12 protein-coding genes and 1 pseudogene are annotated in these 13,206 nt (G+C 35.3%); 3 read left to right on the forward strand and 10 right to left on the reverse strand.

All coding sequences use genetic code 11. From position 1 onward, the window contains the following. Positions 1-240: 240 nt before the first annotated feature. Positions 241-1,974, reverse strand: a complete 1,734-nt coding sequence (locus O1A01_RS23090) for a sigma-54-dependent Fis family transcriptional regulator (protein ID WP_066420882.1) — start codon at positions 1,972-1,974, stop codon at positions 241-243. A gap of 376 nt (positions 1,975-2,350) precedes the next feature. Here O1A01_RS23090 and O1A01_RS23095 point away from each other — a divergent pair, with 376 nt between their 5' ends. Continuing rightward, a complete protein-coding gene (locus O1A01_RS23095) occupies positions 2,351-3,544 on the forward strand; it encodes an IS4 family transposase (RefSeq protein ID WP_094366211.1) in 1,194 nt (397 codons plus the stop codon). Between the two features lie 242 nt (positions 3,545-3,786). Further along, entirely contained in the window at positions 3,787-4,608 is an 822-nt protein-coding gene (locus tag O1A01_RS23100) for a Cof-type HAD-IIB family hydrolase (protein ID WP_270065127.1), read from the forward strand. A gap of 111 nt (positions 4,609-4,719) precedes the next feature. Here O1A01_RS23100 and O1A01_RS23105 read toward each other — a convergent pair whose 3' ends face one another. The 4 genes and pseudogenes from O1A01_RS23105 to O1A01_RS23115 form a co-directional block, all read right to left on the reverse strand. Further along, entirely contained in the window at positions 4,720-5,157 is a 438-nt protein-coding gene (locus O1A01_RS23105) for a helix-turn-helix domain-containing protein (protein ID WP_066421919.1), read from the reverse strand. A gap of 59 nt (positions 5,158-5,216) precedes the next feature. Beyond that, complete coding sequence (locus O1A01_RS23110; RefSeq protein ID WP_066421922.1) at positions 5,217-5,750, reverse strand: DUF6932 family protein; 534 nt, start codon at positions 5,748-5,750, stop codon at positions 5,217-5,219. Positions 5,751-6,198: 448 nt separating this feature from the next. Continuing rightward, a pseudogene (locus O1A01_RS25375) lies at positions 6,199-6,375 on the reverse strand (DUF4274 domain-containing protein); the annotation flags it as partial. A gap of 49 nt (positions 6,376-6,424) precedes the next feature. Continuing rightward, a complete protein-coding gene (locus tag O1A01_RS23115; RefSeq protein ID WP_066421925.1) occupies positions 6,425-6,895 on the reverse strand; it encodes an SMI1/KNR4 family protein in 471 nt (156 codons plus the stop codon). A gap of 789 nt (positions 6,896-7,684) precedes the next feature. Here O1A01_RS23115 and O1A01_RS23120 point away from each other — a divergent pair. Then, complete coding sequence (locus O1A01_RS23120; protein WP_094366217.1) at positions 7,685-9,088, forward strand: IS110 family RNA-guided transposase; 1,404 nt, start codon at positions 7,685-7,687, stop codon at positions 9,086-9,088. Between the two features lie 394 nt (positions 9,089-9,482). Here the strand turns inward: O1A01_RS23120 and O1A01_RS23125 are convergent, their stop codons facing one another. The 5 genes from O1A01_RS23125 to O1A01_RS23145 all read right to left on the reverse strand — a co-directional run bounded on the left by O1A01_RS23125 (position 9,483) and on the right by O1A01_RS23145 (position 13,156). Then, positions 9,483-9,953, reverse strand: coding sequence for an antitoxin YezG family protein (locus O1A01_RS23125; RefSeq protein ID WP_066421928.1), 471 nt, complete (start codon positions 9,951-9,953; stop codon positions 9,483-9,485). A gap of 69 nt (positions 9,954-10,022) precedes the next feature. Further along, a complete protein-coding gene (locus O1A01_RS23130; protein WP_094366213.1) occupies positions 10,023-10,424 on the reverse strand; it encodes a hypothetical protein in 402 nt (133 codons plus the stop codon). Positions 10,425-10,588: 164 nt separating this feature from the next. After that, a complete protein-coding gene (locus O1A01_RS23135) occupies positions 10,589-10,915 on the reverse strand; it encodes a DUF3139 domain-containing protein (protein ID WP_066415067.1) in 327 nt (108 codons plus the stop codon). A gap of 283 nt (positions 10,916-11,198) precedes the next feature. Next, positions 11,199-12,050, reverse strand: a complete 852-nt coding sequence (locus O1A01_RS23140) for a MurR/RpiR family transcriptional regulator (RefSeq protein ID WP_270065128.1) — start codon at positions 12,048-12,050, stop codon at positions 11,199-11,201. A gap of 23 nt (positions 12,051-12,073) precedes the next feature. Further along, positions 12,074-13,156: an NAD/NADP octopine/nopaline dehydrogenase family protein gene (locus tag O1A01_RS23145; protein WP_270065129.1), complete on the reverse strand. Its 1,083-nt coding sequence runs from the start codon at positions 13,154-13,156 to the stop codon at positions 12,074-12,076. Positions 13,157-13,206 lie beyond the last annotated feature (50 nt).

Below are 13,206 nucleotides of genomic sequence, written 5' to 3' on the forward strand. Positions count from 1 at the left end.
GTGAAACCCCCTTAAAGTATTTAAATTGAGGACAAATTGTGTCCGTGTGAAATTGTAAATAAATGAAAGCGTATAAAATATTAGGTAAAAAAATAAAAATGCGTTTAATAATGCAACAATTTGTTTTATATTCATTTTTTAATACGCTTACATTTACTGATTATAAACTCATTGTTTGAAAAAGCAATACATAATTACAAATAAAAAACAAAAAAATAAATAACGTTGCAAATTGCAACATTATTTAATCTTTCGCCATAATGTTGTTCGATTAATTCCTAATCTTTTAGCTGCTGCAGTTTGGTTCATGTTTTCTTCTTTTAACACTTGAAGAATAATGTCCTTTTCAATTTCTTCTAATGTTTTGGTGAAATCTATGCTAGTTGCTTTTCCTGTGCCTACTGGGAGAAATCTTTGTAAATGATAATCGATAAAGTCTCCTTCCGATGCATTTACCATTTTCTTCACGACTGCTTTTAACTCCGTAACGTTACCTGGCCAATCATACGAAAAGAACTGTTGTAAAAAGTCTTCCTTTATCCCAACAAGTTGTTTTCCATAGCGAGTATTGTATTGCATAATAAAGATTCTTATTAGCTCTTCTAAATCTTCCGTTCGTTCCCTTAACGGCGGTATGTTAAGGAAGTTAACGTCTTGAAAGTCATCTAATAGTTTTGTTTCCAGAGCGTGTCGGTCGAGGTCAAATCCAAAAATAAACCTTATTCCCCTGTTCACCTCTATTAGATTCCATACATTTTTTTGGACGGGATCGGAAAGCAATTCTAAACCTTTTATATATACCGTTCCTTTTTCAATCTGTTGAAGAGAAGAGCTTATTTCAGAAACCGTATGATCGGACTCTTCTACTATCGTTACATGTAAAAAAGAGTGAGGGCCTTTCTCTCTTTCTCGGTGGATAGTAGAGGCTAGAAATGTTTTTCCTACTCCTTTTTCTCCACTTATGATGATAGGCTCATTCGTTTGTGATAATGATTTTGCTTGGCCAATTAATAATTTCATCTGTTCACTATGAGTGACAAATTGAGCAAATGATGTATTAGGAGCCTGGTCGCTCGACACTTTCACACTACTTTCATCCGTTATTACTTTCGAAAGCTTTATATAGTAATAAGTAATTCCTAAATGTCCGAATTGGTCCGTTGTTAAATGGTAGCTCTCCCCTTGTATGACCAAGTCTCTATGAGATGGATGAAAATCAAAAGCATCAAGACCAAACTCCTTAGGTAATTGAAAAATAGAGGTACCAATTACCGGTCTTTTATCTGAATAAACTGCTTGTGAAAAAGCGCTATTGGCATACGTAATTTCTCCACTTTCCAGGAAAATAGCAATGCCATCATTTATGTCGTTTAGTAAAGCTTGATAAATCGAATGATTACGTTTTGTTTGCTCTACCGCCCAATGCAAGTGCTTCACTTGTTGAAAAGCCTCTAGAACAGCTTCCCTTCCAGAAGTCATAATCATCCCTTGCAAACCGAATGATTCCGCCGTATTTACAGTAATGGTGTCACCTAAAATTACTTGTGCACCATTTTCATACGCTTCCTTCACGGCATTTTTCACTTCCGCTTCCTGTTCTATCATCGTATATTCTAAATGAATGTTAAGTAAATTAGCGACAGACAAAATACCGTTGCACAGATTCGGGAAACCGATTAAATGCACTTTCATTTTGTAATCTTTAATAAGCGTTAACGTTCGTAACATATCGTAACCAGACAAATGAACTTCGACGACCGGAATGTCTGTATACTGCTTAATGATTTTCGCCGTACCACCACGACTAATAATGAACTGTATCCCTTGATCCTTATACGCATTCAGAACAGGGATAGCAGCACTCAAATCCGCTTCTTCTATTAAAAGCTCCAAATCCGACTGCTGCTTCCCTAAAACTGTTGCCAATTCCTTCAACCCACGATAAGGTGCGATAAAAAGCGTCCTAATTCCCATAAAAATTGCTCCTCTGTTGCATTTTGTTACACCCATTATACCACAATGGGACGCGGGGACAGGTCCCTCGTCCACTGTATGCGTCACGCTGTCCACACATTTTTTGGAAATTACACATTCTAATGCTTCGAATCCTTCCCATCCCCATCTAAATTTAGCGAATATAAAAAAGAGAAGTGCGACTACACTTCCCCTTAATTAATTTCCATTATTTGCGCGGACACGAGACCTGTCCACTAGCGTTGCATGACTTTCAAAAAAATCCATAATTTCAATAATTATGGATTTACATTTAATAAAAAAACTCCTATTGTAGAATGTGTGACCTTGTTTTGTTCCCTTAAACAAACAAGTCATCTACAAAGGAGCTTTAAAAATGAATAAAGATAGTATAGAACGTGAAATGCTTATTTGTCAATGTTTATCACTTCTTCCTACTGAGGATTTTGATTGTCCATTATTGGATTATAGTAACTATAAACTTTCAACTAAATCATTGGTTAAAACTTTTGTAGCTGCTCAACTGGATCATTGGAGTTCCTATAGCCATATGGAAGAAAAGCTTGGGGCTTATCCAGAGCTTCGTATGGAAATTGGGATAGAGGAAATTAGTAGATCACAGTTAAGCCGTAAAATTAACGAACTGCCAACTGAACTAGTACAAAAACTATGTATAAAAGTTGTAGAGAAACTCTCTCAACTTACTAAAGGGTTAAAGGGACTTCCAAATGGGTTAGGTAGGTTACGAATTATTGATTCTACTGAAATAAAGTTACCTCATAATTTATGTGACTGGGCAAAGATTTCGAAGAAGAAAACTGGCGTTAAAATGCATACAAGACTAATGGTTGCGTCACCCGATGTTGTATATGCAGACAAGATTGTACCATCTTCCGGAAGGTTAAGTGATTTTGAAAGTTCGGATGTAATGATAGAAGAATCAGACTATATCTATATAATGGACCGTGGCTACCCTTCAAGAGAGAATCTGCAATCCTGGCAAGCGAAGGAGATATCGTTTGTAGCACGGGTATCCAAGTCACTGCGATTGGGTATCTTGGAAGAATATACACCTACCCACTCATCCGTGGTTCAAGACGCAAAAGTATCCTATACTGTTTCTCAACCACCAGTTCGGTACGTAGAATTCATCGATGAAAAACAAAGAACGTATAGAATTCTAACGAATAGATTTGACCTCACAGATCAACAAATAATGGAATTATATCGAGCAAGATGGACGATAGAGTTGTTCTTTAAATGGATCAAACAGCACTTAAGATTTACAAAAATATGGAGTACAAAGCCGCAAGGAATATGGAATCAAATGTTTTTAGCCTTGATTGCATATGGGTTAACTTTAATCGTTAAACTCCAAACTAACTCTAAAAAGACACCTTGGGAATTCTTTAGACTACTACAAACCTATCTGTTTAAAACAGTTAACTCATTTGAAAAAGCTCTAAATATCAAAAAGAAAAGAACGTCCAAAGGAAGACAAAAGTTGACACCGGAACTTGGTAATGTAGCTATGGATAAAAAGGGAATTAAAAAAAGAAAACGAAGATAACTAATTCACAATTGTAAAAAAAGGGAACAAGGTCGAATGCAACCTCGTTTCCCTTTTTTCTCTATCAGGATAAAAGCAACTCAAAAAAAATTACATAAATTCAATTTACCAACAAACACGCAAGGCTAGTGGGACCTGCCCCTCCGTCCACGGTATGTGTCCCGATGTCCACAAAACGTGACAGTTCTAACAACCAATAGTAGAATAAGAGGAATGTTACAACTTAGAAGGAGATAATAGATATGGCATATAAAATGATTGTGTTAGATTTGGATGATACGTTGCTTTGGGATGATCATACGATTTCGGTTCGTACGAAGGAAGCTTTAATGAAGGCGCAGGAGAATGGTGTTAAAGTTGTGTTGGCTTCTGGGCGACCGACGTATGGCATGCTACCAATTGCGGATGAACTTGATCTAGATAAATATGGCAGCTTCATCCTCTCCTTTAACGGTGGAAAAATTATTAATTATGAAACAAAAGAGGAAATGTTTAGTAGCACCCTTCCCTTACCAGTGATTAAAAAGCTGTATGAATTAAGCCAACGTGAAGGTGTTGATATTCATACGTATGTGGGCGATGAGATTATTGCTGAGTCCGATAACCCCTATACTAGAATAGAATCTGATTTAACTAGATTACCGATTCATTTCGTTAATAGTTTTGTAGAAGGTGTCCAAGAAGAAGTGGTGAAAGTGTTAATGGTTGGTGACCCTGACAAGATGAAGAGCATTACCGAAAGGCTTCAGGTCGAATTAGCGGAAGAGTTTAGTGTGATGCGTTCCAAACCTTTCTTCCTAGAATTCACGGAAAAAGGAGTAACAAAAGGGACAAGCTTAAACCAATTAATCCAACATTTAGGGATTAAAAGAGAAGAAGTGATTGCGATGGGCGATAGTTATAATGACCAAGAAATGATCGAATTCGCTGGACTTGGCGTTGCAATGGGGAATGCTCCTGACGATATAAAGAAAATCGCTGACCATGTAACGGACACGAATATGAATGACGGTGTAGCGAAAGTAGTGGAAGAGTTTGTGTTGAAGAATTTCGTTAACGTTTAATTGGAAAACTGCACGGATGGGTGAAGGAAGTTTGTGCGTGCAATAATTGTTATTAAGAGAAATAAACAAATGAAAAGACTCCGATTCGAGTCTTTTCATCCTTTATTTCCGTTATGCCGATACAACATCCGAAGGGTTTATTTTTGTAACAGAAACCATATTCAATGCATCCATTATTTGTTGAATACGTTCGATAGTCGCTCCATAATATTCGTTTCTTTCATCTCGAGAAACTTGAGATGCAGAAACACCTAATTTTTCAGCTAGTTCTTGTTGAGACATACCAATATATATTCTATATGCTATTAGCGTTCTACCTAATGTGCGTAAATTTATTACAGTATCAAATTCTCCACGTTTTGTCCTCTCGTAATACTCTACTTCTTCTTTTAGCTGTTCATGAAAAGAAACATAAGGTTGTATAGCCAGCTCAATATGTTCTTTATCTAGGCCCATTTCTACGAATTTCTTTTTTTCGAGCTCTATAAATTCTTTATCCTGATTTAACTTTTCTACTGCTTCTCTATAAGCACTTTCTGTTTTAATCATATGAACCCCTCACTTAAATTTTCTTTAGTCGTTCTATTATATTTTTTACACAGTTAATATTACTTAACAATTTTCACTATTCCTTTGGGCTGAAAAGTATCTCTTGTTTGTCTAAATGCAGATGGAAATAATAAGTTATTTCCATACTTATCAAGAATTCCTGTCCCGGGTCCAAAACCGTAATGGGGATATAGTTCTACACGATACTTATGCCACATAGGGAGTTGCTTTTTTGTATATCCCTTATAGGGCTTTCGTGATTTACTATCCCAAGTCCATATTTTATCTGGCTCTTGGATATTTAATTCCCGTACCAATGTTTGAAGGTCTTTAACATCACATTCAAAATAACCGTCAATATCATTAGGATGGGCTTTATTTTCTACAAATGAACCGTCTATAAATATATCATTTACACCTACACTCCAAAGCTGCTTAACCATTAGTTCTAACTGGTCTACTAAAAAAGCCCTCCATTCAGCGTCCCAAATAGTACCATCTTGAGGACCAATAACCAATAAAGAATTTTTTAATTGTTCAATAGTAAGTTTATAATCTCCTGGTGGCAATAAACCAAAATCATTAAACTCCACTCTTTTGCATCCCCTTAAAATGTAATTACACAGAAAAAACTTAACATATAAGTTAAGTTAACAATATCGTTAACTTTATTATAGCTATTAATAATTATTTTTTCAATCCTTCTTATTCTAGTATCTGTGTGGACTTTGACAATCGATAAAATGTTATTTTTTTGTTAAGAACATACTTAAAAGACCGAGTGCAACAACACTCCGCCAGCGCAGAAGCATGCCGCATGAAGAGCGGCTAGTCAAGTTATTATTTCTTTTTTCTATGTATGGCAATTATGATTATTGTACAATCACTGGTATTAACGATATGATCAACATACCAAAATGCAATATCATGCTCATCGCTTTATATGCTACCATTTTTGCCCCGGTCTCCTCTATAAGGGGTGATGTGTAGATGACTTACCTTAAAAAGCACTTAACTAGTCATGATTTAAAAGAAATCAGGTTATATTTTAGGTAAATCAATTACTTCACCTGGAGATTTACTAATAAGAATATCAGGAACGTTAGGGTTATTTTTTTTCAACTTATACTTTTGAATTTTTGATAATTCAGGGTCAAAGGAGATATTCTGTGTTTTAAATTCTAATTTTGTTATTTTATTATAAACTTTACTCAAAAAGTCTCATAGTTAAGCATCCTCCTATATTTCGGCTTTGCAGGTATACATCCTATACTTCTCGCTTCACTAAACTTACTAAAAAATCACCAAAGTCGTTAGCAATTATTTCATATGTTTGACCTTCTAAGTCAACTCCAGGCACAAAAGATACTACTTTTGGTTCCCCATTTTCATCATTTTGGTTATAGTCTAAACAAAATAGTTCGTCACTCCCAGTATCATATATAACTAGAAGGTTATTAGGTAGATTAATTTCTTTTCGTTCTGTTAATGTGTACCAAATAGCATCTGGAACTGATGAATTTTCAAAATCCGCATTTATAATTCCGTAAATCTCTTGTGCTCCAAAATTACCTGCTCCAAATGTCTTTAAATAATCTAAATATAAACCAGTAAATTTTAGTCCTAACTTTTCTTCAGCTAAACTTATCAAATCATCTGTATGACCACCCACAAAATCAGCAATTTCATCTTCATTCAGAATAATTTCCTTTGCTTTTTGATATGTTGCTAAACTCATTTTCAGCCTCCATTTTCACATAAAAAAACATAATCTCGAGCTTACAGTACTTCACTTATATTAACAACAAGCGGCTCATTCCTTACTAGGATGGTCTAATCTTTATTTAGAAAAAGCAACCGGGTCGTAGGTAAGGCAAAACACATAATTATATAGAAAGACTTCAATAGAACAATAGTTCTTGTCCTATTGGAGTCTTTTTGATTTTGAATGGGCTTTCTATGTACTATATCGTTTGTTTGTTGGTTAAATAGCGATAACTACAGTACCTACGTGAACACTTTCCTATACCCTCGTACATTACTGAACTGGTCCCATAAATTCAATAATAAGAAGAATATGCTCAAAATTGATTATACTATCCTCCTATATCATTACTTATTTTTTCCATTGATCTTTGATTAAAGGACTGTTTTTCAACATCAGAAAAGCCAACATCTCGCGGACTGTTAGGGTTGATTCATTTATTGAAAGAGAGCCGGCCCGATTGGATAAAGAAGACCAAAATGCCGCTGGAATGTCTTTTGTAGCCATGGAAAGAGAAGAAAAAAGCGCCTAATAAGAACATTGCTTGTTTTTATTATGCGCTTTTGATTTCGTATGGTTTTCTTTGAGAGAGATCAACAGTGAACGCCCTTTCGGGCTATTCCTAATTTCCAATAAACGTGTGCACATTTCCTAGTATAGTAAATAGTTAATTACAATAAAAAACCACCGTTTTCATTGTAAAATAGAAGTACCTATCACAGAACTTCCAAACTACATTCCCTACCAAAGGAGATGAAAACGATGGTATATTCAACATTAAATCATATTCAAGGTAAGATTGGAAGTCGATGGGCGCAATTTGTGAGAGAGACTGGAGTAGAGAATATTTTAATTGTAGCGATTGATGCAGCTAAATATACTCCCAAAGCTATGATTGCTTCGTTTTATGGAGAAATATTAGAAAAACCATTTGATATAGATGCTTCTATGTCTGGTTTTACTAAGCTAAAAACTCTTATTGGAAGACATAAAGTAAGAGCTAATACGCGAGTGGTGGTCGGCATTGAAACTACTGGACATTACTACGAACATTTAGTCTTTAAATGTCACCTTGAGGGGTATCATGTACGAACAATAAATGCAGCTACTACTGCCAAAGAAAGAGATGCATTATTGAATTGGTCTAAGACGGATAATCTGGACTTAATGGCGATTGTTCAATCTATCATTCATGGTAGGGGTACCTCTAACGAGTTACCTACAGGGGAGATACTTCAACTCCGAAAGTTAACAAGAGCCAGGAGAGAACTAATTTCAGAGAGAACTAAAACGAAGAACCTCATCCTAATGCATATGGATCATATCTTTCGAGAGTACCAGGGGAAAACAGTATGGGTTAATGGGAAAAAAAGCTTTGCTAAACCTTTGACTAATGTATTTGGTAAAGCAGCTAGATATTTAATGAGGCACTATCCTCATCCCTCCGACATCTTAAAGTTAGGGGAAGAAGGATTAAGAGACTTATCAATACGTGAGAACTTAAAACTCCGAGATAAATCTATTAAACTCTTGTTAGAATTTGCAGAAGGTTCCATCTCCCTTCCTAAGGAACAGCTAGATGCTGATATTTTCTTGCTTATTCAAAAATTAGATAGGCTTGATTTTGTAGACAATCAAATAAAGATTTTAGAACGCAAGATAGAAGATTTATTTGTAGTGATGGATGGCGCAGTTGTTCTTTCTGTACAAGGAATTGGATTAGTAACAGGTGCAGAATTAGTGGCGGAAATGGGAGAACTCTCTGATTTTGATGAGTCTGGACAACTGATTAAATTGGCTGGTACAAATCCTATCGTCAAGCAGTCAGGAGATAACAGACCATCTTATTACGGAGTTTCCAAACAAGGTAGGCGATCTTTTAGAAATATTGTATATCAAGTTGGAAGGTCCTTAGCTGTTAATAACCCTGAGATGCACCAACGGTACCAGAAATTGAGGGAAAGAGGAAAACATTCGCGTCAAGCATATATTGCTTTAGGTAACAGAATGATTAGACTTGCGTTCGCTATGATTCGTAACCGTACTCTCTATCAAACAGAGGATAAAAAATATGTCCTTCTCGAAGAGATTAGTAAAAAAATCCGTAAAACGAATGTAAAAAAATTCTTTGAAACACATGTCTCATCCATTAAATGCGCTAGTTAATTATTTGTAGAGAAAATATATTTATAGCGGGATAGTTAATTTTCGAACATGGAACTTCTCTAGGACGTTAGATCACATTGAATTAATTTCCTGAGGCAAAGAGACCTCGCGGGACAGCGTTATGGATCTTGTCCTATAAGTACGAATAATACGTGAAATCTAAGTTTATATTCACTAGGCGGTATCAATGTAGGATGAAAAAAGCAAGATCCTTTCACGCCCTAGAGAAGTTCTATATAAGTTTTGTGATAGTTGAACCTTCAAAAAAATGGAAATGTGAGGTTTTACTTAAAGTCGGCCTTTTTTAAGTGAAAAATTGTGATTGACTTATTTGCCATTATACGCTGTCCCCTCGTCCCACTCTTGATTTCCTCACCTTAACTACAATTAGACATTATTCCAGTGTAGAGAGATATTTTTCTAAATGTTTTTTCCCTGAATTACTTTTAGGTATAATGCCAAGATGCTTATACTTCCAAATCGTTTTTCTTTCATGAGAGTCAATTTTTGAAAGATCATCGTAATTAAAATCTATGTTAAACTTTCCTTGCTTATCAAAAACCATAGTAAAATTTGTCCAAGTCTCTTGACCATTATCATTAAACGTATTCCACAATTCCTGAATACGCTCCACTAATCGATGCCATTTTTCTGTGTATTCAAGTTCACTAACTGTATATAGTTCAGTTATTTCATGACTGTAAATTACTTTATCACTTCGTTCCGGATAATAATAAAAGTAAGCAGTCTGAGATCCTTGAACAACCTCACCATATAAATATACCTTAGACCATTCTTCTGGAATAGTTTCTACAACAACCTCAGCAATCTGCTGATATAAGCTATCTAATTGTTCTTCATTCATCAAACTGTCACCCTCCCGGTACATTATCAAATCGTCTAATTTCCCATTCGTCATCACCAATTTTATACTTTATATTAAAACTTTCTGGGCGTTGGGAATTCCCCTTATCTTATCCTTCGTCTTTTGTACATTCGATAAAAACCGTTCCCACCAGTTGTTATTTGCAACCGAAATTGGTTTTTGTAGTCTTTCCATCCTAGATACATATTTCGCTAAATCCCTTTCAACTTGAGTATACCGTTCCATCGATTGTTGTGTGAAGTTTTTTATCTTGCGCATTTTTCTTTCTATATCGTCTATTTCTCGGATGACTTTATTCAGCCTACCGCCTATATTATGTCTACTTCGAATACGATGGTCCAATCTCGCCCGGACCCTTGTGAGATCATCTTGAATATTTGCTACAGAGGAAGTTGGTAATAGTTTGCTAGAATTCATGACAACATCAGGTTTTATCTGGATTCTCTGCATGGAACACCTCCTGTAGTTGATAATAATACTTTCCTACAGGAAGATAAATGGTAAAAAGGAAGTATTTGTTAATGAAACACTAGAAAAGCAGGTCTAACTTCCTATTTTTCCCTTGTGAATCCAAATAAATCCGTTCACTCTAAATGCTTCAACTCCCCCTCATCCTACTCAAACACATCTATCCCTGCATTCCTCCCGATATTCGTAACCGTATAAGACAACTGCATCACCTTATCTCCACTTTTAATATATTGGTATTTAAACTGTGGTTCATCAGCAAACGTTACCCACACCGAATAGGTTGGTAGTTTCCTAAAAGCTGTTTCCGTTTTACCGATCTCTTCATCCCCATAACCCCTTTGTTCCATTAAATAGACAACCACCTCTTTTTCAAGAGAGCTTAGTTTGCTACTTACAAAAATAAACGGAAGCAAAACAACAGAAATAATAATGACAATGAGAAGCACTTTAAACCTGAATCGTCGAAGCATCCACATCAATCCTTTAAAAAAGAGTCATTTTAATATATTCTCGAAAGAAGCTTCCATTCCTACAATGGTCTGCAATTATCTCAAAACCTTAGGTGGGAACGCCCTCTCGGGCTAAAAAACCTCGCAGCACCGCTGCGAGGTTTAAAGGCATAGAGCACTAAAGCTAGATGCAAAATATATAAGTTTAAGAAATTCATTAGTAAATTCCCAAAATATGTGTGGACGACTTCCTATCCCTCAGTCCCATACCATAAACTCAAGTATGAAAGTGAAACTGCCCCCACTACTCGTTTGTACTAAAACCGAATCTTTGGCCTAGGACCTCTAGTTCTTCTAGTGATTTAAGTGTTTTTCCTTGGCCCTTTGTTGTAATTAGGTGCAGGATGTAATCTATGATGAATATGGTTGCTAGATGTGAGTTTGAATAGGATAGTGAACTAACAGAAGTTATTAAGACAGCCTCTGAGTTTTTTGCAAATGAATTATTATTAGAATTTGTAATACTGATTTGCGGAATGTTTCTTTCTTTCGCGAAGTTGGAAATCATCAACATACGCTTGGAGTATCTAGGTATAGAGATATTTATAATTAAATCTTCTTTTGATAATCCTTTTATAATATCAATCGTTTCGGCACTTTCACCGTTTAACACTTGAGCATTGGAGAAAACTTCGTTTAAATGAACATTAAGTAAGTATGCTGGACCGAGCGAATTGTTTCTAGCTAGTATGACAATTCTTCTCGCCTTAAAAATATTATCTACAAACTGTTCGTATGTAGAAACTTCATTATGATTAAAAGTGGTACGTAAATTATTCATGGATAAATCAAGTACATTTTGGTAGCTTTCATCCTGATTTAAAACTATTCCTTCTGAAGGTGGAGTGTTCATCGAAGCGCCTACTAATCTTGTTTTCAGTATGTCTTGTAATGCTTGTTGTAGTTCAGGAAAGCCTGAGTAACCTAAATCTTGAGCAAAACGGACTACAACAGATTCACTAACTTTTGCTTGTCTTGCAACTTTGGAAGCGGGTAAAAATAACGCTTCTAGCCAATTATCTAATAAATAATGGGCAACGTTCTTTTTTGCTTCCGATAAATGTGGTAATTGACTTTGAATTTTCTCAAATAACATAAATTTCCCCCTATAACGCAATGCTAATTCGTAGGCATGAATTTACCCTCAATTATATTTGTTAGTTCCGTTTTTGAATTAATACCGAAGAGTTGTAAATTTCTTCCCTCGCTACGGAAATCCTTTTTATAAAGTCTTGATCCTAAATTAATAATATCATTCATGTAAGGTGTTTTCACTTCTAAAAGTTTCGCAATCTCTGTCAACGGAACTAAACTCATTGGTATGTCCTCTAACGTATATCTAGAAAAAACGTCGGTTGGAGCTAAAATATCTCCATAATTTTTATTTGCCTGAATTACTTCATACATCGTTTTCCCTATTACATTATAATTCTCCTTTACCCAATCTATTGCAGTAGGTAGTTGAATTGAAAGAGCAGATGCAATTGCTATCCTTTCCTTATCCATTTCTTCTAAAAAGCTTGCAATAAATGGGGTAATTCCTTGGTGATAATATGTGAATTCATGCTTTCTGTCCACATTACCTATGTTTAATAAAAAAGGTGTTGGATGAAAAATAGCACCGATATTATTAAGACTTGAGTATAGAACATTCTCATACGGCTTCAAATAAGGTAAATAATGTGAAAAATCATCTACAATATTTTTTATGGCACTTGCAGGAATAGAACCAATTCCAACATTACGTTTAATCCCATATATTTGAACCGTTGTCGGGTTTGTTTTTCTGCATGCGTAAAATAATGTATCCGTTTCTGCTACAATATTATGTTTATTTTGCTTGCTTAATATGTTCCTAACCTCGATTGCTCCCCCTGTTCTTCCTGGAATTAATATAATTCTTTGGTCTTCTTTAATACATGTAGTAAGTTCTTGTGCTAGCTCCCTATGAGCAAAAGCAGGTGTGACAACTAATAAATAGTTTGAGCCTTCAATAGCAGATGCTAGGTTAGTAGTTACTATATTAAATTGGCTTGTAAAAGTTTGATAATCAGTAATCACTTTTATACTGTTTCCATTATTCTTAATTGGCTCAATTACCTCGTTAAATTTATCGTAAAGCTTCACTTCTATGCCAAGATTTGAAAGAACTCCCCCAAGTGCTAAACCGCCATTCCCCGCCCCAATTACTGTAACCTTCAAAAAAACCACTCCCAAAGAAGAAATTATTGTTGATAAGCAAGAATTATTGC

The sequence above is a fragment of the Sutcliffiella sp. NC1 genome (assembly GCF_027594365.1).
Classification (GTDB): Bacteria; Bacillota; Bacilli; order Bacillales; family Bacillaceae_I; genus Sutcliffiella; species Sutcliffiella cohnii.

Excerpts from the sequence above, each read along its gene's own strand:
- O1A01_RS23090 (WP_066420882.1), bottom strand. The coding sequence starts at position 1,974 with ATGGGAATTAGGACGCTTTTTATCGCACCTTATCGTGGGTTGAAGGAA.
- O1A01_RS23095 (WP_094366211.1), top strand. The coding sequence starts at position 2,351 with ATGAATAAAGATAGTATAGAACGTGAAATGCTTATTTGTCAATGTTTA.
- O1A01_RS23100 (WP_270065127.1), top strand. The coding sequence starts at position 3,787 with ATGGCATATAAAATGATTGTGTTAGATTTGGATGATACGTTGCTTTGG.
- O1A01_RS23105 (WP_066421919.1), bottom strand. The coding sequence starts at position 5,157 with ATGATTAAAACAGAAAGTGCTTATAGAGAAGCAGTAGAAAAGTTAAAT.
- O1A01_RS23115 (WP_066421925.1), bottom strand. The coding sequence starts at position 6,895 with ATGAGTTTAGCAACATATCAAAAAGCAAAGGAAATTATTCTGAATGAA.
- O1A01_RS23120 (WP_094366217.1), top strand. The coding sequence starts at position 7,685 with ATGGTATATTCAACATTAAATCATATTCAAGGTAAGATTGGAAGTCGA.
- O1A01_RS23125 (WP_066421928.1), bottom strand. The coding sequence starts at position 9,953 with ATGAATGAAGAACAATTAGATAGCTTATATCAGCAGATTGCTGAGGTT.
- O1A01_RS23130 (WP_094366213.1), bottom strand. The coding sequence starts at position 10,424 with ATGCAGAGAATCCAGATAAAACCTGATGTTGTCATGAATTCTAGCAAA.
- O1A01_RS23135 (WP_066415067.1), bottom strand. The coding sequence starts at position 10,915 with ATGCTTCGACGATTCAGGTTTAAAGTGCTTCTCATTGTCATTATTATT.
- O1A01_RS23140 (WP_270065128.1), bottom strand. The coding sequence starts at position 12,050 with ATGTTATTTGAGAAAATTCAAAGTCAATTACCACATTTATCGGAAGCA.